Consider the following 24289-nt stretch of genomic DNA (forward strand, 5'->3'; position numbering starts at 1 on the left):
GCAGGGCGCTTGGACACGAGCACCTGCCCACCTCAGAGGAAGCGCGGTTCGGCATGGATTCCAGATTGCAGACCTATGTTGTCGAAGACAACCCCACGATCCGTGAAAACCTCATCGGCACTCTGGAAGAGCTCACCTGCACCACGGTGGTCGGCTTCACCGACAACGAGCAGCACGCGCGCGACTGGCTGCGCGACCATGCCGACGAGTGGCACCTGGCCATCGTCGATCTCTTTCTCAAGCAAGGGAGTGGCCTGGGCATCCTTCAGGCCTGCCAGTCGCGCAAGCCCGGCCAGACGGTGGTGGTGCTCAGCAACTATGCGACGCCCGACATCCGGCGCCGCTGCGCCGAGTTCGGGGTCGACGCGGTGTTCGACAAGTCGAACGAAATCGACGCACTGGTCGACTTCTGCATCCGCCAGGCCGCCGCACTGCGGCCACCCGGCGATGCCTAGTCTCTGTTGCTCAATCGATGAGCTTGTTCTTCAGCGCGTAGTAGGTCAGGTCGCTGTTGGAAGACAGGTTCATCTTCTCCATCAGCCGCGTGCGGTAGGTGCTCACGGTCTTCACCGACAGCGACAGCGTCTTGGCGATGTCGCCGGCGGTCTCGCCCTTGGCCAGCTTCAGGAACACCTGGAACTCGCGCTCCGAGAGCTGCTCGTGCGGCGCGGCGTCGTCCTTGCGGTCGAGTTGGCGGGCCAGCAGTTCGGCCACGGCGGGCGTGATGTAGCGCCGGCCCAGCGAAATAGTGCGAATTGCGTTCACGATCTCGATGGGATCGCATTCCTTGTTGAGGTAGCCGCTCGCGCCCTGACGGATCAGGTTCATCGCGTAGTGCTCCTCGGGGTAGCCGCTGAGGATCAGGATGCCCACGTCCGGCGCCTTGGCGCGGATCATGGCGAGTGCATCGATACCGCTTTGTCCCGGCATGGACAGATCCATCACCAGCACGTCCAGCTCGGTCGTGCGCACCAGCTCGATGGCTTCACGGCCACTGGCTGCTTCGCCCGCCACGCGCAGGTCCACGTGCTCGGAGAAGAACTGCCGGAGGCCCGATCGCACGATGGCGTGGTCGTCCACAATTCCAATTTTGATCATCTGTTACTTTCGTCGTTGTACTGCTGCTTTGGAAGCCGCAGCATGCCGGTCCCTGATTGTTATCAATTATTCACGAAGTTGCATTGAATGCGACCCTAAGGGTGACATGCACTGGTTAGCCCCCCAAAAAATGGCCGTGAGCCTCTTGCTCGCGGCGCTGGCCGCACTGGCCCTCGTGGGCATCAACGAGGCAGGATACCGGCAGTCGAGCCGCGCCCTGGCGGATATCGACGAGGCCCAGCAGATCCGGGGCACGCTCAACCAGATTCTGCAGAACATGCTGGACGCCGAAACCGGCCAGCGCGGCTTCCTGCTCACGGGCGAAGCCGCCTACCGCCAGCCCTACGACGTGGCCGTGAAGCAGGTGGACGGCAACCTGGCCACGCTGCGCCAGCTGTACGCCGAGCGCCCGGCCGAGCGCACCCAGCTGACCGAGCTGTCCAAGCACGTGCTGCGCAAGATCGCCGAGATGGACATGAGCGTGCGGCTGCGCCACGAGGGCAACGAGGACGCCTGGAAGTTCGTCATGACCACCGACGTCGGGCGCGAAGAGATGGAAGCCATCCGCGCCACCGCCAACGAGCTGGTGAAGGCCAGCAACGCAACGCTGCACGCCGGCCAGGTGCAGGTGATGAAGTCGCTGCAGCTGGCGCGCATCGGCACCGGCATCGTGGCGCTGGCTGCGCTGATCGCCTTCTTCCTGTACCTGCGGCAGACGCACGCGCTGCGCTCCATCGGCGAGCGCCAGCAGGAGGCGCTGCAGCGCGAACGCAATGCCCTCGAAGACGAGGTGCGCGAGCGCACGGCCTCGCTGGGCGAGCTGGCCACCCACCTGCAGGACGTGCGCGAGACCGAGCGCGGCTACCTGGCGCGCGAGCTGCACGACGAACTGGGCTCGCTGCTCACGGCCGCCAAGCTCGACGTGGCGCGGCTGAAGTCGCGCCTGGCCGATGCGCCCGATGCCATTCAGCGGCTGCAGCATCTGACCGAACTGCTCAACAGCGGCATCGCGCTCAAGCGCCGCATCATCGAGGACCTGCGGCCCTCGTCGCTCTCGAACCTCGGGCTGGTCGCCTCGCTGGAAATCCTGGGGCGCGAGTTCGGGGAGCGCTCGGGGCTGGAGATCGAGATGGCGCTGGAGCCCGTGAGCATGGACGAGTCGCGCCAGCTCACGATCTACCGCATGGTGCAAGAGAGCCTCACCAACATCGGCAAGTACGCCGAGGCCACCGAAGCCACCATCGTGCTGAAGAACTACGCCAACCACGTGATCGTGGAAGTGGCCGACAACGGCAAGGGCTTCGACGCGCAACGCATGCGCCCGTCGACACACGGCCTGGCGGGCATGCGCCACCGGGTCGAGGCGGCACGCGGCAAGCTCACCATCACCTCGGCGCCGGGGCAGGGCACGCGGCTCAGCGCGATGCTGCCGGTGGTGAAGCCCACGCCGCAGGCCGGCACGCCGGCGAGCCTCGACACCCCCACGTCGCGCAGTGCCTGACGCAGCCGGTGGCATTTCTTCACGCCACGGCCTGCGGCGACTCGGTCGCCTCCTACGCTCCCCCGCCCCGGTCGCTGACAGGGCCGGTGCGGCCCTGGCTTTAAGGTGGTTCCTGTGTCATCCGGTGCAGCATCGCTTCTTGGGTTCTGCTGTCGGATGCGCGGTTTCAAACCATAAAAGAGGGAAGCCTCGAAGGAGTTCCGCATGCTGCACTACGCCGTGGTATTTCTGGTCATCGCACTCATCGCTGCCGTCTTCGGCTTCGGTGGCATCGCCGCCAGCGCGGTGGGGATCGCCAAGGTCCTTTTCATCATCTTTGCCGTGCTCGCCATCGCCAGCTTCCTGGCCGGCTTGCTACGACGCAAGTAGCGTAGTTACGATCCATAGGCTCCCGCATTTCATCTTCCCGGAAAGGACTCTCCCATGAACACGACCAAGACCCCTTCGCAACTCGCCGACGACGTGCGCCAGACCGCTCACGAAGCGGCAGAAACCACCCGCGCCTACGCTCAGAACGCGGTGAATGCGGCGGGTGAAAAGGTCCGCGAACTGCGCCGCGACGCCGAGCCGGGTGTCGAGCAGTTGGCCGCACGCGTGCAGCAAGCAGTGCAACGCGGCCTTGACGCCGCCTCGACCACCAGCGCCCGCGCCCACCGCCGCATTGAACAGGCCGCCGACGTGACGGGCCGCTACATCTCCGACCAGCCCGTGCGCTCGGTGCTGCTGGCCGCTGCGGCCGGCGCCGCCATCACGGCGCTGATCGTGCTGGCCAGCCGCCGCAGCCGCGACGACTACTGATCCGTTGCATCGCCATTGATTGACTGACCGACCGACCCCGCCCGACCACCCTCGCACATGCTTCATCCGATCTTCTCGACGGTGCTCGGGCACCCGGAGCTCATTGCCGATCACATCGCCAACTACGCGGCCCTTGCCCGGCAGGAGAGTGCCGTGGCGGGACGCGGCCTCGTCGCCCGACTGGTCGCGGGCGTCCTGGCCGTGGCCACCGCCGTGCTGGCGCTCGGGCTGATCGGCGTGGCCGTGCTGCTCGGTGTGCTGCACGGCAGCTTCCACTGGGTGCTGGTGGTGGTGCCCGCGGTGGCGGTGGTGATTGCGGCGATCTGCACCTGGATCGCCACCCGCCCGAGTCCGAACTACGGCTTCGACGATCTGCGCGCCCAGCTGGCCGCGGACCTCGACGCGCTGCACGCCGCCGGAGCCCGCCATGAGCAGCCCTGACCCCCGCCGCCCTGCCGCATCGCAGCTGACGCCGCAACAGCGGCTGGCCATCTCGCGCCGCGCGCTCGTGCGGCAATTGAACGGCGGCGAGCCGGACGCACCGGCGCCCCACCGTGCCTTTGCCGCCGGTGACACCGACGACGATCTCGAATACGCACGCACCGACACGGGCGATGCGCCCGCCGCCTCGCCGGGGCGCCGCCACAACGTCTGGAGCGCCATGGCGCGCGGCGTGGTGCAGCGCTGGTGGCGTCGCCATCCCGCGCACGCGGCCGGCCAGCTGGCCCGCCCTCTGCTCGAACACTACGCCCGCACGGAGCCCGTCAAGCTCATGGCCGCCGCGGCAGCCACGGGCTCGCTGCTGGTGCTCGTGCGGCCCTGGCGGCTGCTCTCGGCCACGGCCGTGATCGCGGCGGTGCTCAAGACCTCCGACGTGGCCGACCTGGTCAACACGCTGCTGCAGAAGCCCGCGCGGCCGCCACGGCAAGACCCGCCCTGACCTTCACGCCTGCGCGCGCTTTGCGCACCCAAGAAAAAGCCCTCGCGAAGAGGGCTTTTCTGTTTCTGGCGGAAGGACCGGTCAGCCCTTCACTTCAAGCTGGTTGTTCACCGACTTCACGCCCTGCACAGCCTTGGCGATTTCCTCGGCGCGCGACTTGGCGGCGGCCGTCGGTGCCGGCCCCTTGAGGCTCACGGTGCCGCCCTTGGTGTCGACGTCGATCTTGATCGCGCTCAGGTCGGGGTCCTTGGCCAGGCCGGCCGAGACCGAGGCGGTGATCGCGGCATCGTCGACCGTGGCGGTCACCGCGGCGGTGGCGTCCTTGGCGGCTTCCTTCACATCGGCCGTGGCTCCGGCCATGCCGGTCTTGGCGTCGGTCGCGGCCTGTTCGGTCTTGGCCTTGGCATCGGAGGCCGCCTGCTCGGTCTTGGCGACGGCGCTGTCGAGCTTCTCGCCGGCCGTCTGGTTGCCCGGCTTGTCGCAGGCGGCCAGGGTCAGCGCGGCGCCGGCTGCGAGCACGGCGAGCCAGGTGCGCGAGGTGGCAAACGGGGCAAAGGGAGCGAGGGAACGGTTCGACGTTGTCATGGGAAATCCTCCTGCGGTCGGAATGAATGCATGGACCGGCTTGGTCCACGCCAATCAATCTAGCCCCCGTCGCCTGCGCCCGGGTGTCGCCGCAGGCCCGAAGCGCTGTAGGACAAGCAAGCGACGGCAGGCGGCTCAGGCGCTGACGATCCAGCCTTCGAGCGGGTCCATGGCCCCTGGCAATCCGTAGCCGAACCCGAGGCTGTCGGCGCGCTGGCGGGCCCACGCGGCCTGCAGCAGGCACAGCACCGCATCGAGTTCGTCGCCCTTGGCATCGGCCCTCAGCCCGTCGCGCTGTGCGGCTGTGAGTTGGAGCCGCAGGCCAAGTCGCGTGCGCCCGGCCTCGAGTCCGGCCAGCAGGTCGGCACGCGCGATCTCACGCTCGGGCGACTGGCGTACGAGGTCGTCGCTCTTGTAGCTGCGCCGGCCGATGAGTTCGCGCGCCAGCAGGCCCGGGTAGGCCTCCAGCGCGATGCGGTCGGTGTGCATGCCCGTGTGAAGGCCCGGCAATGTTGCGCCCGCCGCGAGCAGGCGCGGCACGCCAGCGTGCAGCATGTAGGCGACGGGCGGGTTCACCCACTTCATCGACGGGCTCGACCCCGCCGGCGCATCGGTCGCACGGTGCGCGAACTTGCCGCCGCCCGGGCGGGCCGCGCAGAAGGCGGCGAAGGTGTCGCGGATTTCGGCGCGGCTCAGAGCGGCGTAGTGAGCGATCAATGCATCCCACGCCGTGGGCCACTGCAGGTGCTCCACCAGCTCACGCGGCAGGCCGAAGGGAAAGTCGAAGCCACCGACCCAGGCGGGCGTGTCGCGCAGCCAGTCGCCCCAGGCGTCGAGCGTGGCGAAGCGATGCAGACCGGTCAGCGCGACAACATCGGCGCCAGCCATCTCGCCGACGGCGACGACGATGGGTTTGCGGGCGGTCGGTGCGCTCGAGAAATCGCAGCCGAAGAGCATCGCCCGCTTTCGGTCAGCCCAGTGCTAGCGCGATCACGCCGGCCGCGATGAACAGCGCGCCCAGCAGCCGCAGCATGCGGTCGCCTTCGCGCAGCAGGTGCCCGCCGATCAGCGCGGCAAACAGCATCGACACCTCGCGCGCCGGCGCGACGTGCGAAATGGGCGCCTGCTGCACCGCGTACAGCACGAGCACGTACGAGATGGGGCTGATCGCCGCCACCAGCAGCGCGTACTTCCATTGCTCGCGCCACATGCGCGCGGTGGTCGCCCGGTCTTGCAGCGCCGCAGGCAGCAGCAGCACGAGGCGCACGAAGTTGCTCATGTAGTCGAGCAGGATCGGCGACATCGCAAGGAACTTGACGGCGTAGCTGTCGGTGATCGTGTAGGCCGCGATGAAGGCGCCGGTCAGCACGCCGTAGCGCATGCCCTTCTGCACGCGCTCGCGCTGCACCGGGTCGTGCTTCTTGTGAAAGAGGCGCGGGCCACCGGCCACCAGGAACACGCCGAGCACCACGCCGAAAATGCCCGCCACGCCGACGAGGCCGATCTTCTCGCCGAGAAACAGGATCGCAACCAGCGACGAGAGCAGCGGCCCCGAGCCGCGTGCCAGCGGGTAGACCACCGTGAGGTCCGACTTGCGGTAGCCGCGCAGCAGCACGACGTAATAGAAGACGTGCAGCACGCCGCTCAGCACGATGAACGTCCACTCCTTCGTGCCCCAGGTCGGCACGACGCTCCAGCCGAGCGTGATGCCCACGGGCGCCCACACCACGGCCATGAACACGCCGCTCTGGAACGCAAAGCGCGAGTCGCCGTTCGCCTTCTTGGCGGCGATGTTCCAACTGGCGTGAATGACCCCGGCCAGCAGGATCAGCGCAAAGGCGGAGAGTGGCACCCCGGTGGAACCGGGATCAGTGGCGGCCGACGATGGCGGCTGTCGCCATCAGTTCTTCGAGCAGCGCGAGCGAGACCTTGCCCGAGACCTTGTACGGATCGAGTTCGGGCTTCTCCGAATATTTCAGCAGCGTCGAGGCGTTGAGCTTCGAGAGGTTGACCTGGCCCATCGTCCAGCCGCCGAAACGGCGCTCGGAGATTTCTTCGTAGTGCAGCAGCACCACGTCTTTATGGCGCGCATCGCGCTGGATGTGGCCGTAGAGATCGCTGATGGCGTCGCGCCCGCCCTCGATCGCCTGCAGGAAGGTGCCGGCACCGTAGCAGAGGATGCCGGTGATGCCGCAGGCCGGGTTGTGCGTGCGCGATTTCGCGAGGATCGCCTCGATGGCCTCGGGGCTGGTATCGACGGCGCGGCTGGCGTAGAGAAGACGGACCAGCATGGCTCAGCTCTTTCGTGGCAGGAGGGAAAGGAATTCGCGGCGCAGGCTCGGGTCCTTGAGGAACACGCCGCGCATGACGGAGTTGATCATCTTGCTGTCCATTTCCTTCACGCCGCGCCAGGCCATGCAGAAGTGCTCGGCTTCCATGACCAGCGCGAGGCCGTCGGGTTGCGTCTTTTCCTGGATCAGGTCGGCCAGCTGCACCACGGCTTCTTCCTGGATCTGCGGACGGCCCATGACCCATTCGGCCAGGCGCGCGTACTTCGACAGGCCGATCACGTTGGTGTGCTCGTTGGGCATCACGCCGATCCAGAGCTTGCCGATGATCGGGCAGAAGTGGTGAGAGCAGGCGCTGCGCACGGTGATCGGGCCGACGATCATCAGCTCGTTCAGGTGCTCGGCGTTGGGAAACTCGGTGAGCGGCGGCGGCGGCACGTAGCGGCCACGGAACACCTCGTTGAGGTACATCTTGGCCACGCGGCGCGCGGTGTTGTCGGTGTTGTGGTCGTTCTCGACGTCGATGACGAGACTCTCGAGCACGCCCTTCATCTTGACCTCGACCTCGTCGAGCAGCGACTCCAGTTCGCCGGGTTGGATGAACTCGGCGATGTTGTCGTTGGCGTGGAAACGCTTGCGCGCTGCATTCAGTCGCTCGCGGATCTTGACGGAGACGGGGGTGCCCTCGTCATCGTCTTTTCGATCGGGAAGCGGTTCGACGTCGGTTTTCCTCAGCATCTGCGGATGGTATCAGTGAACCCTTTTTCAGCACCGCCAGAGGGGGAACACCGCGGAACCGGCTTTGCCGGGCCGCAGGTGTTGCCCCCGGTAGGGGGTTGGAGAAGCGACACGCAGTGCGCGAAGCCTGGGGGCGAGCTCAGGCCAACGCGAAGTCGGCTACCAGCGGAAGATGGTCGGACATGCGGGCCCAGATCGGGCCGCGCGGCACGGAGCAGGACAGCGGCTCGAGTTGGCGCCCGTAGACGAAATCGAGCTGCGCCACCGGCAGCCGCGACGGATACGTGAGCGTGCGCGGGCCCCGCAAATCGCTGGCGTCGCGCAGGCCCATGGCGTTCATGGCGTAGCGCATGCGCGCACCCCAGTCGTTGAAATCGCCGGCCACCACCACGGCCTCGTCGGCCGGCACCTCGCGCTCGATGAACTCGCGCAGCCGCGCCACCTGCCGCACGCGGCTGCCCTTGATGAGCCCCAGGTGCACCACGATGGCGTGGATCGGTCGGCCCTCCACCTCGATCACCGCGTGCAGCAGGCCGCGCTGTTCAAAGCGGTGGTCGGAGATGTCCTGGTGGCTGGTGCGGATCACCGGCCAGCGCGTGAGCAGCGCATTGCCGTGCTCGCCGTGGCGCGTGACGGCATTGGTCTCGTAGACGGCCGTGTAGCCCTCGGGCGCGAGAAAGTCGGCCTGCGGCAGCTCGGGCCAGCGCGGAAAGCGCGCGGCGGCCTGCCGGTTCATCTTGCGCACTTCCTGCAGGCAGACGATGTCGGCATCGAGCTGCTCGATGGCGTGGCCCAGGTTGTGAATCTCGAGCCGGCGTGCCGGCCCGATGCCCTGCACACCCTTGTGGATGTTGTAGGTCGCGACCCGAAGGTTGTGCGCTGCGGAGGCTGCCGGTGGGTTCATCGCGCAAATTCTGGCAGCAACAGAATGGCTTCGGCGTTCGACGGGGAAAAGCAGGCGTCTGCTGCCTCGCGGTACGGCAGCCATTGCCAGTCGGTGTGCTCGCGCGCGGCGAGCACGGGCGTCAGGCGCTCGGGCACGCACAGGCCGAACAGGTGCTCGGTGTTGTGGGTGATGCCGGGCTCGTAGCGAGCGCGCCAGCCGGGGTAGATCTCGTAGATGTTGCGCAGCTGCCAGTCGACCAGCTGCGAAGCCAGCGACGTGCCCTCGCCGCACTGGATGCCGGTTTCCTCGACGACCTCACGGGCGGCCGTGAGCGCGAGTGGCTCGTCGAGGGCATCCTTGCTGCCGGTGACCGATTGCCAGAATTCTTGGGCATCGGCGCGCCGGATCAGCAGCACGTCGAGCGCGGGCGTGTGGATCACGACCAGCACCGACTCCGGGATCTTGAAGGGCTTCACAGCAGTATTCAGACGCCGCTGATGACCGCGTCGAGCGCAGCCACCAAGTCATTCGAAGCCATGCGCACATTGCCTTTCGCGGTGCCCAGGTCTTTCACCCGAAAAGGCGAGGTCATCTGGGGCAGCGCAAAGAAAGTCTCGCCGTCCCATTGGACGGGCGGGCACAGCCGGTGCGGCGCCTTGGGCGGCAGGTACTTCTGGGTCGTCAGCGGCATGACCAACCGCGTTGGCAACACGCCGAGCAGGTCGCTTTGCATGTCGACACACCACGGAAATGCGGCGCGCTGGGCCTTGTCGGGATTGGCGTAGATGTCGAATTGCGCCACGGGTGCTTACCAGGGGCGAAAGTTTTCGCCGAAAACACCGTGCGCCTCGACCAGCTCATGCTGCGCGGCAATCCAGTCTTTGTATTCCTCGTTGAACTCGCGCTTGCGCTGCGCCATCGACTTCTGCTTTTCGAGCGCCTCGAGTTCCGCAAAGCGCGCCGCGGAAACAAGAACGACCGCCACGCGGTCGTTCTTCATCACATGCACCGGTTCGCGCTCGGCCTGGCCGAGGTAGTAGCCGAATCGGTTCTTGGCTTCGGTGGCGGTGATCTGCATGGCTGGCTCCGGGGAGTGATTAGCCATTTTAGCCAATCACCCTGCCCGGTGCCAACCGGCCAGCCTCAGGCAGCGGCTTGCGGCGTGTTGCGCAGCTTGATGTGCAGTTCGCGCAGCTGCTTCTCGTCGACCGGGCTCGGCGCCTGCGTCAGCAGGTCTTGCGCGCGCTGGGTCTTGGGGAAGGCGATCACGTCGCGGATCGACTCGGCGCCGGTCATGAGCATGACGAGGCGGTCCAGGCCGATGGCGATGCCGCCGTGCGGCGGGGCACCGTACTGCAGCGCGTCCAGCAGGAAGCCGAACTTGAGCTGTGCGTCTTCGGCACTGATCTTCAGCGCGCGGAACACCTTGCTCTGCACTTCCTCGCGGTGGATACGCACCGAACCGCCGCCCATCTCGATGCCGTTGAGCACCATGTCATAGGCCTTGGCGATGCACTTCTCGGGCGCGGTGTCCATGAGGTCTTCATGGCCGTCCTTCGGTGCGGTGAACGGATGGTGCACGGCGCTCCAGCGCTGGCCTTCCTCGTCGAACTCGAACATCGGGAAGTCGACCACCCACAGCGGTGCCCAGCGGTCCTCGAACAGGCCGGCCTTCTTGCCGAAGGGGCTGTGGCCGATCTTCACGCGCAGCGCGCCAATGGCGTCGTTGACGACCTTTTCCTTGTCGGCACCGAAGAACAGGATGTCGCCGTTGCACGCGCCGGTGCGGGCGATGATCTCGGCCAGCGTGGCGTCGTCGAGGTTCTTGACGATCGGGCTTTGCAGGCCTTCGCGGCCGGCGGCTGCGTCGTTGACCTTGATGTAGGCCAGGCCCTTGGCACCGTAGATCTTCACGAATTCCTGGTACGCGTCGATTTCACCGCGCGACATGCCGCCCTCGGCACCGCCGCCGGGCACGCGCAGTGCAACGACACGGCCGCCAGTCATGGTGGCGGCGTTCGAGAACACCTTGAACTCGACGCGCTTCATCAGCTCGGTGAGTTCGGTGAATTCGAGCTTCACGCGCAGGTCGGGCTTGTCCGAGCCGTACTTGAACATCGCGTCGGCGTAGCTCATGGTCGGGAACACCGGCAGGTCGATGCCCGCGGCGTTGCGGAACATGGTGCGGACCATGCCTTCGAACATCTCGCGGATTTCTTCTTCGGCGAGGAACGAGGTCTCGATGTCGATCTGCGTGAATTCAGGCTGGCGGTCGGCGCGCAGGTCTTCGTCGCGGAAGCACTTCACGATCTGGTAGTAGCGGTCATAGCCGGCCACCATCAGCAGTTGCTTGAAGAGCTGCGGTGACTGCGGCAGCGCGAAGAAGCTGCCGTCGTGCACGCGGCTGGGCACGAGGTAGTCGCGCGCGCCTTCGGGCGTGGACTTGCCGAGCATCGGGGTCTCGATGTCGATGAAGCCGTTGGCGTCGAGGAACTTGCGCGTTTCCATCGTCACCTTGTAGCGCAGCATCATGTTGCGCTGCATGGCCGGGCGGCGCAGGTCGAGCACGCGGTGCGTGAGGCGGGTGGTTTCCGACAGGTTGTCGTCGTCCAGCAGGAACGGGGGCGTGACCGACGGGTTCAGCACCTTCAGTTCGTGGCACAGCACTTCGATCTTGCCGCTCTTGAGGCTGTCGTTGGTCGTGCCTTCGGGGCGCGAGCGCACGAGGCCGGTGATCTGCACGCAGAACTCGTTGCGCAGGTTCTCGGCCACGGCGAAGGTCGAGGCGCGGTCGGGGTCGCACACCACCTGCACGTAGCCTTCGCGGTCGCGCACGTCGATGAAGATCACGCCGCCGTGGTCACGGCGACGGTTGACCCACCCGCACAGGGTGACGGTCTGGCCCAACAGGGCTTCGGTCACAAGACCGCAATAGTGAGTACGCATGGCCATAGGAAGGACTTCCGGCGCCGTCGTGGCGCGTTCGTTTTTATGAGTTGGATGGCTTGATCGCCACCGAGGAGGGGCCGCCTGGAACGACCACGCCCATCGAGACGATGTACTTGAGCGCTTCGTCCACGCTCATCTTCAGTTCGACGCAGTCACTGCGCTTGAGCATGACGAAGTAGCCGCCCGTGGGGTTGGGCGTGGTCGGCACGTAGACGCTGAGGAATTCCTCGGTGCCCAGGTACTCGGCCACCTCGTTGCCCGGCGCGCCGGTCACGAAGGCAATGGTCCACACGCTCTCGCGCGGCCACTGGATCAGCACTGCCGTGCGGAATGCGTTGCCGTTCTCGGAGAACAGCGTGTCCGACACCTGCTTGACGCTCGAGTAGATCGAGCGCACGACCGGAATGCGCCGCACCACGGCGTCGCCCCACCCGAGCAGGCGCTTGCCGACGAAGTTGCTCGCAATGGCGCCGACCACCAGCAGGATCGCCAGCGTGAGCAGCACGCCGAGCCCGCGGATGTTGTTGTCGTAGAGCCAGCGCTGCCATGCGCCCGGCAGCACCCACAGCGTCTGGTCGAGCGTGTCGATGATCCACTTCAGCACCGCCAGGGTGATGAACAGCGGAACGATCACCAGCAAGCCGGAGAACAACCATTTGCGCAGGGCGGACATGGGAAGGGGGTTCCGTCAGTCGCCGCTCTTGGCCGCAGCCGGGGCAGCGGGGGCCGGCGCAGGCGCCGGTGCGGGGCTGGAGGCGGAGGACGAAGAAGAAGCGTCGGCCGACTTGGCGCCGTCGCCGGAAGCGGCGGGCGCGGTGGGGGCCTCGGACTTCTTGCCGCCGCCCTCGCGGAAGTCGGTCACGTACCAGCCCGAGCCCTTGAGCTGGAAGCCGGCGGCGGTGACCTGCTTTTCAAATGCGCTCGCACCGCATTCCGGGCACACCGAGAGTGGCGTGTCCGACATCTTCTGCAGAACGTCCTTGGCAAAGCCGCAGGAACTGCACTTGTAGGCGTAAATGGGCATGGGGAATCGGGGTGGAAATGAGCGACGCAGCTGCCGCTCGCAAAGCCCTCGATTATAGGGGCGCCCCCGCCCACAGGGCCGCACGGGGTGCGGCCCCACCCTTCGTCAGGCCGGCTCGGTCGCCAGGAGGCGGTGCGGCGTGTGAGTGTCCACTATCCATTGCGGCAGCAACGAACCGACGACCATGCCCCCGAACGCGGACAGCACACCCGCCAGCTGCGCCGGGAAGGCGGTGCCCCAGGGCATCGCCATGAACAGCAGCCAGACGCCGATGCCCCCGACGATCGAGGCGATGGCGCCCTGGGTGGTGGCGCGGCGCCAGTACAGGCCGCACACCAGCGGCACGAAGGCCCCGACCAACGGCACCTGGTAGGCGCCCGACACCAGTTCATAGATGGGCGTGCCCTGCATGCGGATGGCGTAGGCGAGCACGGCGGCGCTGAACAGCAGCACCGTGATGCGCATCGTCATCAGGTTCTCGCGGTCGGTGCCGGCGGGGCGGAACTGGCGCCAGATGTTCTCGGTGAAGGTGACGCTGGGCGCCAGCAAGGTGGCCGAGGCGGTCGACTTGATGGCCGACAGCAGCGCGCCGAAGAACAGCACCTGCATCACGAACGGCATCTTCTGCAGCACCAGCGTGGGCAGCACCTTCTGCGGATCTTCCTTCAGCAGCACGGCCACCTCGTCCGGCATGATGAGGAGCGCACTGGCCACGAGGAACATCGGCACGAAGGCGAACAGGATGTACGCCACGCCGCCGATCACCGGGCCGCGCGTGGCCGCCTTCACGCTGTTGGCCGACATCACGCGCTGGAACACGTCCTGCTGCGGAATGGAGCCCAGCATCATCGTGATGGCCGCGGCAAAAAAGAACACCATGTCGTGCCAGTTGGGCTCGGGCCAGAACTTGAAGAGGTCCTTGCTGACCGCGAAGGCGATCACCTTGTCGGCGCCGCCAGCCATGTCGCCCGCGAACATCGCGATGACCGCCAGGCCGACGACCAGGATGATCATCTGGATGAAGTCGGTCACGGCCACCGACCACATGCCGCCGAACAGCGTGTAGGCCAGGATCGAGACCACACCGATCACCATGCCCACCGGGATGCTGATGGCGCCGGCCGACAGCACGTTGAACACCAGCCCCAGCGCCGTGACCTGCGCCGACACCCAGCCCAGGTAGCTCAGCATGATGATCAGCGAGCAGGCCACTTCCACGCTGCGGCCGTAGCGCTCGCGGTAGTAGTCGCTGATGGTGAGCAGCGTCATGCGGTACAGCTTGCCCGCGAAGAACAGGCCCACCAGGATCAGGCAGGTGCCCGCGCCGAACGGGTCTTCGACCACGCCGCTCAGGCCGCCCTCGATGAACTTGGCCGGGATGCCGAGCACCGTTTCGGACCCGAACCAGGTCGCGAAGGTGGTCGTGACGATCATGAACAGCGGCAGGTGCCGCCCCGCGATCGCGAAGTCGGTGGTGTTCTTCACCCGTTTGGCCGCATACAGGCCGATGGCGATGGTGACCAGCAGATAGACGATGACCAGCGTCAGCAACACGGTGAAACTCCTCCAGCCTCTAGAACAAACGCACGCGCACCAGCACTTGCATGGCGAGCAAACCCAGGACGAATCCGATGCCGCCATAAAGAATGGCCTGCAGCAGCCGGTTGGTGCGCTTCTGCGCGGCCAACAACTCCATCAACTCGCGGCGGTGATCGGGCGGCCGATTTTCCAGGAAATCGTGCAGCAGACGCGGCAACTGCGGCAGCAATTTCGCGTAGCGCGGCGCCTCGGCCCGCAGCTGCTGGAACAGCTTCTTCGGCCCGATCTGGTCGAGCATCCACTTCTCGAGGAACGGCTTGGCCGTGGCCCAGAGGTCGAGCTCGGGGTCGATGCTTCGGCCCAGGCCTTCGATGTTCAGCAGGGTCTTCTGCAGCAGCACCAGCTGCGGCTGGATCTCGACGTGGAAGCGGCGCGAGGTCTGGAACAGGCGCATCAGCACCATGCCCAGCGAGATTTCCTTCAGCGGCCGGTCGAAGTACGGCTCGCACACGGTGCGGATCGCGGCCTCGAGTTCGTCGATGCGCGTGCCCTGCGGCACCCAGCCGCTTTCGAGGTGCAGCTCGGCCACGCGCTTGTAGTCGCGCCGGAAGAAGGCCGCGAAGTTCTGCGCGAGGTACTCCTTGTCGGACTCGGTGAGCGTGCCGATGATGCCGAAATCGAGCGAGATGTAGCGCCCGAAAGTCTCGGGCGCCAGGCTCACCTGGATGTTGCCCGGGTGCATGTCGGCGTGGAAGAAACCGTCGCGGAACACCTGCGTGAAGAAGATCGTCACGCCGTCGCGCGCGAGCTTGGGAATGTCGACGCCCGCCGCGCGCAGCTTGTCGAGCTGGGCAATGGGTACGCCGTTCATGCGCTCCATCACCATCACCTCGGGATGGCAGAAGTCCCAGAACATCTCGGGGATCAGCACCAGATCGAGCGAGGCCATGTTGCGGCGCAGCTGCGCGGCGTTGGCCGCCTCGCGCACGAGGTCGAGCTCGTCGTGCAGGTACTTGTCGAACTCGCCGACCACCTCGCGCGGCTTCAGGCGCTTGCCGTCGGCCGAGAGGCCTTCGATCCAGCCGGCCATCATGGCCATGAGCGCGAGGTCCTTCTCGATCACGCCGCGCATGTTGGGGCGCAGCACCTTCACCGCCACGTCGCGGATCTCGCCCTGGTTGGTGCGGATGGTCGCGAAGTGCACCTGCGCGATCGAGGCGCTGGCAATGGGCGTTTCGTCGAACTGCACGAACACGTCGCTCACCGGGCGGCGGAAGGCACGCTCGATGGTCGCAATGGCCACCGCCGAGGGGAACGGCGGCACGCGGTCCTGCAGGAAGGCCAGCTCGTCGGCGATGTCGGGCGGCAGCAGGTCGCGGCGCGTGGACAGCACCTGGCCGAACTTCACGAAGATCGGGCCCAGCCGCTCCAGCGCCTCGCGCAGGCGCTGGCCGCGCGGCGCGTCGAGGTTGCGTCCGACAGAAACGATGCGTGCCACCACGCGCAGCCAGGGCTTCTGGAAGCTCGTGAGCACGAGCTCGTCCAGGCCATAGCGCAATGCGACCCAGACGATGAACAGGCCGCGATAGAAGCGACTCATTCGGCGTGGCCCGCCGCACCGCCCGCACCGACCGCACGGGCCGAGCGGTCGCCGACGAACTGGCGCAGCGCGCCCACCACGCGCCGCACGCCATTGCCTAGCGTGTGCGCGGGCACATCGCCGATCACGCGGGCCAGGTCGTCCTCGACGTCCCAGCGCACGTGGTCGACCAGCCAGTTGACCTCGGCCGCAAGCTGCACGTCGCCGACGATCTGCACGGAGGGCTTGTCGCCGCGCAGCGTGGCGCTGGCGATGTCGAAGGGGGAGTCATCGATCACGGTGAGCGTGAGTTCGGGTGTGGACCCGGCGGGCGCCAGGTCGAGCAGGCCGGCCGGCGTGGCCACCAGCTCCATCGTCACGAAGCGCCACTGGAAGCGCACCACCCGGCCCTGCTGGCGCAGCAGCCGCTGCTGTGCTTCGGGCTCCTGCTGCAGCACATGGTTCATGAACAGGACCACGCGGTGCTGGATCTCGTGGACTGCCCAGTCCGGCGGTTGCAGGCGTTCGCCGATGCGGTTGAACAGGTCGCCGAGCAAAGAAAAAGGGGACGATGGTGTAGCCATGGTCCCCATTATCCCGTCAGTGCTGCGCCCCGTAACCCGTGAACTGCATCGTCTCCTTCCAGAAACACCGCGGAACCGGCTTTGCCGGGCCGCTGGTGTTGCCCCCGGTAGGGGGTTGGAGAAGCGACACGCAGTGCGCGAAGCCTGGGGGCGAGCCTTTTACTTCACTGCAGCGCTTGCACGCCTGCCACCAACCAGCCGGCGCTGCCGGTCTTGGTCATGTTCCAGACTTCGCGGAACGGGGCCGGGCCCGCCGAGGCGTCTTCGCGGATCATGCCGGAGAACTCCACGCTCGCCATGTAGGCGTCGGGCAGCTCTTCGATGCCGAGCAGCTTGGCGTCGAGCATCACGACTTCGGTCTTGTTCGACGAGCCACCCGTGTGGCTGGCGCGATCGGCCAGTTGCGTGCGGATCTCTTCGACCATGCTGTCGGTCATCATGGAACGCAGCATCGACACGTCGGCGCGGTCCCAGGCGTCTTGCAGGGTCACGAAGTTGCGCTTGGCGGCGGTCAGGAAGCCGTCGGCATCGAAGCCCGCGGGGACGCCCCAGGACTGCGAACCGGCCAGTGCCGAACCGATCATGCTGCCGCCGGCTGCGGCACCCGCGGCCGACAGGCTGCTGCCGTGACGCTCCGACTCGGCGGGCGTGGCATCGAACGCCGTGGCGTTGCGCTCCCACGGCCGTGCCGAGGCGTCGTTGCCGACGTTGGCCGGGCTGTACTGTGCCGGTGCGCGTGCATCGGCGGGGTTGCCGGCGCCCTGGAAGGCGAAAGCGCCCTGGCGGTTGGCGTTGCCCGACGACGCGGCCGAGCGCGCCTTGAAGATGCGCCACACCGCGAGCGCAGCAAAGGCCAGCAGCGCGATCAGCAGGATGTTGGCGAAGCCGGCACCCAGGCCCAGCGAATTCGCGAGCCATGCCAGACCCAGGCCGGCGGCAAGACCGCCGAGCATCGCGCCCCACGGACGCTTCGGTGCAGCGGCGGCGGGCGTTGCGGGCTTCGGCGCCGCATTCGTCGCGTTCTGCTGCGCGGGGGCCGTCGGCTGCGTGGCCTGGCGCTGCGTCACGTTGGACGACTGGCGACCGACGGACTTGCCGCCGCCCATGCGAGCGGCTTCCGCCTGAACACTCACCAGCACCAGCGCAGCCGCCAAAAACAAAGAACCCAAACTCTTCATGCCGTCTCCTCTTGAGCGAAAAAATCGCGTCGTCATCGTGATCAACACTTGATTCCAACATGGAGGGCTGCAATTCCCCCCGTCATGTTGTGATAGTCCACATGTCCGAAACCGCCCTCTTTCATGAGGGTCTTGAGCTCCTCTTGCGAGGGATGCATCCGGATCGATTCGGCCAGGTAGCGGTAGCTCGCGTCGTCGCCGGCCACGAGCTTGCCCAGTCGCGGCAGCACGTTGAACGAATACCAGTCGTAGGCCTTCGTGAGCGGCTTCGCGACCTTCGAGAACTCGAGCACCAGCAGCTTGCCGCGCGGCTTGAGCACGCGGTTCATCTCCTTGAGCGCGACGTCCTTGTGCGTCATGTTGCGCAGACCGAAGGCCACGGTGACCACGTCGAAGTGGTCGTCGGGAAAGGGCAGCTTCTCGGCGTCGCAGACCGTGGTGGGCAGCACCACGCCGGCGTCGAGCAGGCGGTTGCGGCCGGTGCGCAGCATGGCTTCGTTGATGTCGGTATGAACCACCTGGCCCGTGGCGCCGACCTTCTTCGAGAAGGCGAGCGCGAGGTCGCCGGTGCCGCCCGCGATGTCGAGCACGCGCGAGCCTTCGCCCACGTTCGCGACCATCACGGTGTAGGCCTTCCAGGCCCGGTGCAGTCCGGCCGACATCAGGTCGTTCATGATGTCGTAGCGCGAGGCCACCGAGTCGAAGACGCCGCGAACGCGTTGCGCCTTCTCGCTTTCGTCGACTTTCTCGAAGCCGAAGTGGGTTGTACTCATGCGGTCGATGTTAGGCCGGAAGGCATTCCTTCAAGGCGACGACCCCGCAGGCACGGCGGACATTTGTTGCTTTTTCCTCCAACGCAGGGCCGCCGCAACACGCATGCTTGCTGCGTGTAAGGCTATCTTTTCAATAGCAACAGGGTATGTTTACCCTCGGTCTCGCGCTCAGTGGCTGCTGCAGGCGCTGCCGCCCTTGTCGGCCATCGGCGCATCGCGGTCCACGCCAGCCTCGGTCAGGCGCCGCTCGTAGTCGGCCCACAGCTCAGCCTGCCGGGCGCCCAGCTCGTACAGCAGGCTCCAGGTGTAGATGCCTGAGTTGTGACCGTCGCTGAAGGCGGGCTGCACGGCGTAGTTGCCGACCGGCTCCAGCCCGACCAGTTCGACCTCGCGCTTGCCCGTCTGCAGCACCTCCTGCCCCGGGCCGTGGCCCTGCACTTCGGCCGACGGCGAATAGATGCGCATCAGCTCGAAGGGAATGCGGAAGCTCGCGCCGTCCGAGAAGCCGACTTCGAGCACACGCGACTGGCCGTGCACGGTGATCGATTGGGGCGTCGGCGCGCCGGCTTGCAAACCTGCCATGGGGAATCCGTTCGAAGGAAGAGAAGAGAGAAAAGGGATCGGAGTCGCGCAGTATGCCGCGCGCTCCGCCGCGGCGTGCCCGCTGCCTGCGCTTAGCATTGCGGCATGCCGTCACGCACACGCTTTCCCCTCCTCCTGTCGCGTCCGAACCGGGCCGCCCTTGTCCTCTGCGCCGCGCTCGCAGGCGCTGCCCTCGCCCCGCCCGCCTACGCTTTCTGGGGCCTGATCGGCAAGGCGGCGGGCAAGGCTGCGACGGCCGGGAAAGCGGCTGGCGTGGCGGGCAAGGGTGCGGCGGTCGGCGCGGGTGCGGTGGCGGCCGAAGGTGCGACGGGCGTCGCCGCGAAGGGCGCGATGGCGCTGGGCGACGACGCGGCGCACGCCGCGCAGGCCGGCTCGCGAAGCTTCGGCGGCGCGCATGAACTGAGCACCGTGAACGCGGCGCTGCCGCCCGAAGTGGCGGCCTACCTCGCCAAGCCGGCGAAGGAACTCACGCCCAAGGACACGTCGTTCATGATGGACAGCTACCGGCAAATGGTCGAGCGTGCCGGCAAGAGTGGCGACTTCACCGCTGTCGAGCGCCTGCCGACCTCGGCCAGCACCGCACGCACGCTGCCCGCGGAGCCCGTCAAGGCCGCACCAACACCGCAGCCGACGACCGCTGCAGCCACCGCGTCGTCCAGCACCTCGGGCGTGCCCTTCCACGCGGTGCGCCTGCTGGCCCATGCCGCGCATGCCGGCAACAGGAGCGCGCAAACCGAACTCGATCGTGTGTGCAGGGATGGCAGCGTGGCCTCGAAGCGCTTCTCGAAGGAAACGCGCGCCACGCCGGAATTCAAGCAGGCCTGTGCGGACCGCAAGGCAGGCAGCGCGACGCGCACCGCCGCGGCCAGCTGAGAAAAAACGAGGGCCTCAGGCCAGCGTCGCGAGCCGGCGGACCATGTCGGCCTCCGCCTGCGGCAGCAGCGCCTGCACGGCGGCCAGCCGCTTGGCCGGCGCGGTCCGCTGCACAGTGGCCCAGACCGACCCGGGGAAATGGCTGTCCCAGTCGAAGCGCGCGATCACGTGCCAGTGCAGGTGCGCCACCATGTTGCCGAGTGCGGCGATGTTGAGCTTGGTGGGCGCGAGCGCGTCGCGCAGGCACTGCTCCACGCGCACCACGGCCTCCATGCACAGCACGCGGTCGGCCGCATCGAGGTCGGAGAACTCCGCCGCATGGTCACGCCACACGACGCGATAGAAAGCCGGAAAGCCTTCTTCCTGCGCATGGATGACGCGCAGCTTCGCGCCTTCGAACACGAGGCGCCCGCCGGGCGCGTCGCACAGCGGGCAACCCGCCACAGCCGTCATACCAGCACCCGCTCGATGCCGCCCTGGTTGGCGGCCGCCACGTACTTCGGCATCCAGTCGTCGCCGAGCAGCTTGTTGGCCATCTCGACCACGATGTAGTCGGCCTCGAGCAGGCCGTTGTTCAGGTCGTTGCCGTAGCGCGAGAGGCCTTGCAGGCAGCTCGGGCAGCTGGTGAGGATCTTCACGTTGTCGGTCGCGCCGACCTGGCCGGCATCGCGCAGCGCGGCCTCGCCCTTCTTCAGCTCTTCTTCCTTGCGGAAGCGGATCTGCGTCGAGATGTCGGGCCGCGACACGCCCAGCGTGCCCGACTCGCCGCAGCAGCGGTCGTTCTTGAGCACGTTGTCGCCGACCAGCGCCTTCACGGTCTTCATCGGGTCCTGCAGCTTCATCGGCGAATGGCAGGGGTCGTGGTACAGGTAGCCGCCACCGCCGGCATCGGCGAGCGTGATGCCCTTTTCGAGCAGGTACTCGTGGATGTCGATGATCCGGCAGCCCGGGAAGATCTTGTCGAACTGGTAGCCCTGCAGCTGGTCGTAGCAGGTGCCGCAGCTCACCACCACGGTCTTGATGTCGAGGTAGTTGAGCGTGTTGGCGACGCGGTGGAAGAGCACGCGGTTGTCCGTGATCATCTTCTCGGCCTTGTCGAACTGGCCGCTGCCGCGCTGCGGATAGCCGCAGCACAGGTAGCCCGGCGGCAGCACGGTCTGCACGCCCGCATGCCAGAGCATGGCCTGCGTGGCCAGGCCGACCTGCGAGAACAGCCGCTCCGACCCGCAGCCCGGGAAGTAGAAGACCGCCTCGGTTTCCGACGTGGTCGTCTTCGGGTCGCGAATGATCGGCACGTAGTCAGCGTCCTCGATGTCGAGCAGCGCGCGCGCCGTCTTCTTCGGCAGGTTGCCCGGCATCTTCTTGTTGATGAAGTGGATCACCTGCTCCTTGATGGGTGCGGGGCCCAGCGTGGCCGGCGGCGCGCCGGTCTGCTTCTTCGCGAGACGGCTCAACAGGTCGTTGGCCAGGCGCTGCGCCTTGAAGCCCACGCCCACCATGCCCGCGCGCACCGCCTTGATGGTCTGCGGGTTGGTCGCGTTCAGGAAGAACATCGCGGCCGCGTTGCCGGGGCGGAAGCTCTTCTGGCCCATCTTGCGCAGCAGGTTGCGCATGTTCATCGACACGTCGCCGAAGTCGATCTTCACGGGGCACGGCGTGAGGCACTTGTGGCACACGGTGCAGTGGTCGGCCACGTCCTCGAACTCTTCCCAGTGCTTGATGCTGATGCCGCGCCGCGTCTGCTCTTCGTAGAGGAAGGCCTCCACCAGCAGCGAGGTCGCGAGGATCTTGTTGCGCGGGCTGTACAGCAGGTTGGCGCGCGGCACGTGCGTGGCGCACACCGGCTTGCACTTGCCGCAGCGCAGGCAGTCCTTCACGCTGTCGGCAATGGCGCCGATGTCGCTCTGCTGCATGATCAGCGACTCGTGCCCCATGAGGCCGAAGCTCGGCGTGTAGGCGTTGGTCAGGTCGGCGTGCAGCGTCTGCGCTTGCCCCGCGGGCGCGCGCAGCAGCTTGCCCTTGTTGAAGCGGCCTTCGGGGTCGACCCGGGCCTTGTATTCGGTGAAGGGACGCAGCTCTTCGTCGCTCAGGAACTCGAGCTTCGTGATGCCGATGCCGTGCTCGCCCGAGATCACGCCGTCCAGGCTGCGTGCCAGCGCCATGATGCGCACCACCGCGGCGTGCGCGGTCTGCAGCATCTCGTAGTTGTCGCTGTTCACGGGCAGGTTGGTGTGCACGTTGCCGTCGCCCGCGTGCATGTGCAGCGCGACCCACACGCGGCCCTTGAGCACCTGCTTGTGGATGGCGGTGCACTCGGCCAGGATCGGCCCGAACTCGGCGCCCGAAAAGATCTCCTGCAGCGGCTGGCGCAGCTGGGTCTTCCAGCTGGCGCGCAGCGTGTGGTCCTGCAGCTGCGGGAACAGCGCGTCGACGTTCTGCAGCCAACCAGCCCACAGCGCGCGCACCTCGTGCACCAGCGCCACGGCCTGCGCCACGCGGTCTTCCAGCAGCTCGGCCGCCGGGATCTCGTGCGCGTCGTCGGTCTTGCCCAGCGGCAGGTTGCCGCGTGTGAAGAACGCTTCGAGCGCGTCGGTGAGCGCCAGCTTGTTCTGTAGCGACAGCTCGATGTTGATGCGCTCGATGCCGTCGCTGTACTCGGCCATGCGCGGCAGCGGAATCACCACGTCTTCGTTGATCTTGAAGGCGTTGGTGTGCTTGCTGATGGCGGCCGTGCGCTTGCGGTCGAGCCAGAATTTCTTGCGCGCCTCGGGGCTGATGGCAATGAAGCCTTCGCCGCTGCGCGAGTTGGCGATGCGCACCACTTCCGAGGTGACGCGCGCCACCGCGTCGGCGTCGTCGCCCGCGATGTCGCCGAACAGCACCATCTTCGGCAGGCCGCCGTGCTTCTTCGACTTGGTGGCGTAGCCCACGGCCTTGAGGTAGCGGTCGTCCAGGTGCTCGAGGCCGGCCAGCAGCACGCCCGAGCGCTTCTGCTCGGCGAACATGAAGTCCTTGATCTCGACGATGCTGGGCACGGCATCTTTCGCGTTGCCGAAGAATTCGAGGCACACGGTGCGCGTGTGCGCCGGCATCTTGTGCACCACCCAGCGGCAGCTGGTGATGAGGCCGTCGCAGCCTTCCTTCTGGATGCCCGGCAGGCCCGAGAGGAACTTGTCCGTCACGTCCTTGCCCAGGCCTTCCTTGCGGAAGGTCTTACCGGGGATGTCGAGGCGCTCGGTGCGCAGCGGGGTCTTGCCGTCGGCGGCGAAGTACTGCAGCTCGAACAGAGCGCTCTCGGCGTCGTGGATCTTGCCCAGGTTGTGACCGATGCGGGTCACTTCGAGCCACTCGGCCTGCGGCGTCACCATGCGCCACGAGGCGAGGTTGTCGAGCGCCGTGCCCCACAGCACGGCCTTCTTGCCGCCGGCGTTCATGGCGACGTTGCCGCCCACGCACGAAGCCTCGGCGGAGGTCGGGTCGACCGCGAACACGAAGCCCGCGCGCTCGGCCGCGTCGGCCACGCGCTGGGTGACCACGCCGGCCTCGGTCCAGATGGTGGGCACGGGGTGATCCAGGCCGGGCATCGAGATGTGCTCGACCTCGGTCATGGCCTCGAGCTTCTCGGTGTTGATGACCACGCTCTTCCACGTGAGCGGAATGGCGCCGCCGGTGTAGCCGGTGCCGCCCCCGCGCGGAATGATGGTCAGGCCCAGCTCGATGCAGCCCTTGACCAGCAAGGCCATCTCGACCTCGGTGTCGGGGCACAGCACGACGAAGGGGTACTCGACGCGCCAGTCGGTGGCGTCGGTCACGTGCGACACGCGCGAGAGGCCGTCGAACTTGATGTTGTCCTTGGCCGTGAGCCGGCGCAGCACGCGCGTGGCCTTGCGGCGCAGGGCGGTGACTTCGCGGAAGGTGTCGTCGAAGGCGGCGACGGCCTGGCTGACGAGGCCGGTGAGCTCGCCCACGAGCTGGTCGCGCGGCAGGTCGCTGTCGGGGGTGCGGCGCTTCTGCACTTCGCCCAGGCGGTGGCGCAGGGCGTCGACCAGCTGGCCGCGGCGGCGCGGGTTGTCCAGCAGGTCGTCGACGAGGTAGGGGTTGCGCTGCACGACCCAGATGTCGCCGAGCACCTCGTAGAGCATGCGCGCCGATCGGCCGGTGCGGCGCTCGGCACGCAGGATCTGAAGCAGTTCCCAGCCGCGTTCGCCCAAGAGGCGAAGCACGATCTCCCGGTCGGAGAAGCTGGTGTAGTTGTAGGGGATCTCGCGCAGTCGTACAGGCTCTGCGGCCTGTGACAACAGCGTATTCAACGCGGTCGGAGCATTCATCGGGTGGGGCCCTTGGCCAGGCGCT

General features: G+C 67.0%; 28 protein-coding genes. 7 read left to right on the forward strand and 21 right to left on the reverse strand.

The features are described 5' to 3' along the window. The first annotated feature begins 53 nt into the window (after positions 1-53). Positions 54-455 carry a response regulator gene (locus IG196_RS23865; RefSeq protein WP_192193295.1) on the forward strand — a complete coding sequence of 134 codons (402 nt, stop codon included), beginning with the start codon at positions 54-56 and terminating at the stop codon, positions 453-455. 10 nt (positions 456-465) lie between these two features. Here IG196_RS23865 and IG196_RS23870 read toward each other — a convergent pair whose 3' ends face one another. Further along, the gene (locus tag IG196_RS23870; RefSeq protein WP_007837167.1) at positions 466-1098 is read right to left on the reverse strand and encodes a response regulator transcription factor; all 633 of its coding nucleotides are present in this window, start codon (positions 1096-1098) and stop codon (positions 466-468) included. Between the two features lie 130 nt (positions 1099-1228). Between IG196_RS23870 and IG196_RS23875 the strand changes: the two genes are divergently transcribed. The 5 genes from IG196_RS23875 (at position 1229) to IG196_RS23895 (ending at position 4337) form a co-directional block, all read left to right on the forward strand. Then, positions 1229-2599 (forward strand): CHASE3 domain-containing protein, encoded by a 1371-nt coding sequence (locus IG196_RS23875; RefSeq protein ID WP_192193296.1) that lies wholly within the window; start codon positions 1229-1231, stop codon positions 2597-2599. A 204-nt stretch (positions 2600-2803) separates the two neighbouring features. Next, the gene (locus IG196_RS23880) at positions 2804-2968 is read left to right on the forward strand and encodes a DUF1328 domain-containing protein (RefSeq protein WP_070063586.1); all 165 of its coding nucleotides are present in this window, start codon (positions 2804-2806) and stop codon (positions 2966-2968) included. A gap of 54 nt (positions 2969-3022) precedes the next feature. Further along, positions 3023-3397 carry a hypothetical protein gene (locus IG196_RS23885; RefSeq protein WP_101489011.1) on the forward strand — a complete coding sequence of 125 codons (375 nt, stop codon included), beginning with the start codon at positions 3023-3025 and terminating at the stop codon, positions 3395-3397. Between the two features lie 57 nt (positions 3398-3454). Further along, on the forward strand, positions 3455-3838 hold the full coding sequence (locus IG196_RS23890; protein WP_101489010.1) for a hypothetical protein: 384 nt from the start codon (positions 3455-3457) through the stop codon (positions 3836-3838). Next, complete coding sequence (locus IG196_RS23895; protein WP_192193297.1) at positions 3825-4337, forward strand: hypothetical protein; 513 nt, start codon at positions 3825-3827, stop codon at positions 4335-4337. The genes IG196_RS23890 and IG196_RS23895 overlap by 14 nt, the downstream gene beginning before the upstream one ends. A gap of 81 nt (positions 4338-4418) precedes the next feature. Here the strand turns inward: IG196_RS23895 and IG196_RS23900 are convergent, their stop codons facing one another. The 18 genes from IG196_RS23900 to IG196_RS23985 all read right to left on the reverse strand — a co-directional run bounded on the left by IG196_RS23900 (position 4419) and on the right by IG196_RS23985 (position 19042). Further along, positions 4419-4922 (reverse strand): BON domain-containing protein, encoded by a 504-nt coding sequence (locus IG196_RS23900; RefSeq protein WP_192193298.1) that lies wholly within the window; start codon positions 4920-4922, stop codon positions 4419-4421. A gap of 135 nt (positions 4923-5057) precedes the next feature. Next, positions 5058-5879 (reverse strand): DUF429 domain-containing protein, encoded by an 822-nt coding sequence (locus tag IG196_RS23905; protein WP_192193299.1) that lies wholly within the window; start codon positions 5877-5879, stop codon positions 5058-5060. Between the two features lie 13 nt (positions 5880-5892). Then, positions 5893-6774, reverse strand: coding sequence for a DMT family transporter (locus tag IG196_RS23910; protein ID WP_192193300.1), 882 nt, complete (start codon positions 6772-6774; stop codon positions 5893-5895). Between the two features lie 16 nt (positions 6775-6790). Beyond that, positions 6791-7213 carry a BLUF domain-containing protein gene (locus IG196_RS23915; protein WP_101489005.1) on the reverse strand — a complete coding sequence of 141 codons (423 nt, stop codon included), beginning with the start codon at positions 7211-7213 and terminating at the stop codon, positions 6791-6793. Between the two features lie 3 nt (positions 7214-7216). Next, the gene (gene folE, locus IG196_RS23920; protein WP_192193301.1) at positions 7217-7948 is read right to left on the reverse strand and encodes a GTP cyclohydrolase I; all 732 of its coding nucleotides are present in this window, start codon (positions 7946-7948) and stop codon (positions 7217-7219) included. A 139-nt stretch (positions 7949-8087) separates the two neighbouring features. Continuing rightward, positions 8088-8852, reverse strand: coding sequence for an endonuclease/exonuclease/phosphatase family protein (locus IG196_RS23925; protein WP_192193302.1), 765 nt, complete (start codon positions 8850-8852; stop codon positions 8088-8090). After that, positions 8849-9310, reverse strand: a complete 462-nt coding sequence (gene nudB, locus IG196_RS23930) for a dihydroneopterin triphosphate diphosphatase (protein WP_412556353.1) — start codon at positions 9308-9310, stop codon at positions 8849-8851. Before nudB ends, IG196_RS23925 begins: the two co-directional genes overlap by 4 nt. Positions 9311-9318: 8 nt before the next feature. Beyond that, positions 9319-9636, reverse strand: coding sequence for a CcdB family protein (locus IG196_RS23935; protein ID WP_192193303.1), 318 nt, complete (start codon positions 9634-9636; stop codon positions 9319-9321). Between the two features lie 6 nt (positions 9637-9642). Then, positions 9643-9912, reverse strand: coding sequence for a type II toxin-antitoxin system prevent-host-death family antitoxin (locus IG196_RS23940; RefSeq protein WP_192193304.1), 270 nt, complete (start codon positions 9910-9912; stop codon positions 9643-9645). Positions 9913-9977: 65 nt separating this feature from the next. Further along, entirely contained in the window at positions 9978-11786 is a 1809-nt protein-coding gene (aspS, locus tag IG196_RS23945; protein ID WP_192193305.1) for an aspartate--tRNA ligase, read from the reverse strand. A gap of 37 nt (positions 11787-11823) precedes the next feature. Continuing rightward, positions 11824-12456 (reverse strand): DUF502 domain-containing protein, encoded by a 633-nt coding sequence (locus IG196_RS23950; RefSeq protein ID WP_101488999.1) that lies wholly within the window; start codon positions 12454-12456, stop codon positions 11824-11826. Between the two features lie 15 nt (positions 12457-12471). Next, positions 12472-12807 carry an FmdB family zinc ribbon protein gene (locus tag IG196_RS23955; RefSeq protein WP_192193306.1) on the reverse strand — a complete coding sequence of 112 codons (336 nt, stop codon included), beginning with the start codon at positions 12805-12807 and terminating at the stop codon, positions 12472-12474. 105 nt (positions 12808-12912) lie between these two features. Further along, entirely contained in the window at positions 12913-14361 is a 1449-nt protein-coding gene (locus IG196_RS23960; RefSeq protein ID WP_192193307.1) for a sodium:solute symporter family protein, read from the reverse strand. 19 nt (positions 14362-14380) lie between these two features. Next, positions 14381-15946: a ubiquinone biosynthesis regulatory protein kinase UbiB gene (gene ubiB, locus IG196_RS23965; RefSeq protein WP_192193308.1), complete on the reverse strand. Its 1566-nt coding sequence runs from the start codon at positions 15944-15946 to the stop codon at positions 14381-14383. Continuing rightward, entirely contained in the window at positions 15943-16509 is a 567-nt protein-coding gene (locus IG196_RS23970) for a hypothetical protein (protein WP_192193309.1), read from the reverse strand. The genes ubiB and IG196_RS23970 overlap by 4 nt, the downstream gene beginning before the upstream one ends. Positions 16510-16673: 164 nt before the next feature. Beyond that, complete coding sequence (locus IG196_RS23975; protein WP_192193310.1) at positions 16674-17687, reverse strand: Tim44 domain-containing protein; 1014 nt, start codon at positions 17685-17687, stop codon at positions 16674-16676. 41 nt (positions 17688-17728) lie between these two features. Further along, positions 17729-18460 (reverse strand): bifunctional demethylmenaquinone methyltransferase/2-methoxy-6-polyprenyl-1,4-benzoquinol methylase UbiE, encoded by a 732-nt coding sequence (gene ubiE, locus IG196_RS23980; protein ID WP_056578284.1) that lies wholly within the window; start codon positions 18458-18460, stop codon positions 17729-17731. Positions 18461-18628: 168 nt separating this feature from the next. After that, on the reverse strand, positions 18629-19042 hold the full coding sequence (locus tag IG196_RS23985) for a gamma-butyrobetaine hydroxylase-like domain-containing protein (protein ID WP_192193311.1): 414 nt from the start codon (positions 19040-19042) through the stop codon (positions 18629-18631). 105 nt (positions 19043-19147) lie between these two features. Between IG196_RS23985 and IG196_RS23990 the strand changes: the two genes are divergently transcribed. Then, positions 19148-19936: a hypothetical protein gene (locus tag IG196_RS23990; RefSeq protein WP_192193312.1), complete on the forward strand. Its 789-nt coding sequence runs from the start codon at positions 19148-19150 to the stop codon at positions 19934-19936. Between the two features lie 15 nt (positions 19937-19951). Here the strand turns inward: IG196_RS23990 and IG196_RS23995 are convergent, their stop codons facing one another. Together IG196_RS23995 and IG196_RS24000 are read right to left on the reverse strand one after the other, a co-directional pair. Continuing rightward, positions 19952-20389 (reverse strand): HIT family protein, encoded by a 438-nt coding sequence (locus IG196_RS23995; RefSeq protein ID WP_192193313.1) that lies wholly within the window; start codon positions 20387-20389, stop codon positions 19952-19954. Continuing rightward, complete coding sequence (locus IG196_RS24000) at positions 20386-24264, reverse strand: DUF3683 domain-containing protein (protein ID WP_192193314.1); 3879 nt, start codon at positions 24262-24264, stop codon at positions 20386-20388. Before IG196_RS24000 ends, IG196_RS23995 begins: the two co-directional genes overlap by 4 nt. Positions 24265-24289 lie beyond the last annotated feature (25 nt).

This window comes from Variovorax sp. 38R (genome assembly GCF_014843395.1).
Taxonomy (GTDB): Bacteria; Pseudomonadota; Gammaproteobacteria; order Burkholderiales; family Burkholderiaceae_C; genus Variovorax; species Variovorax paradoxus_H.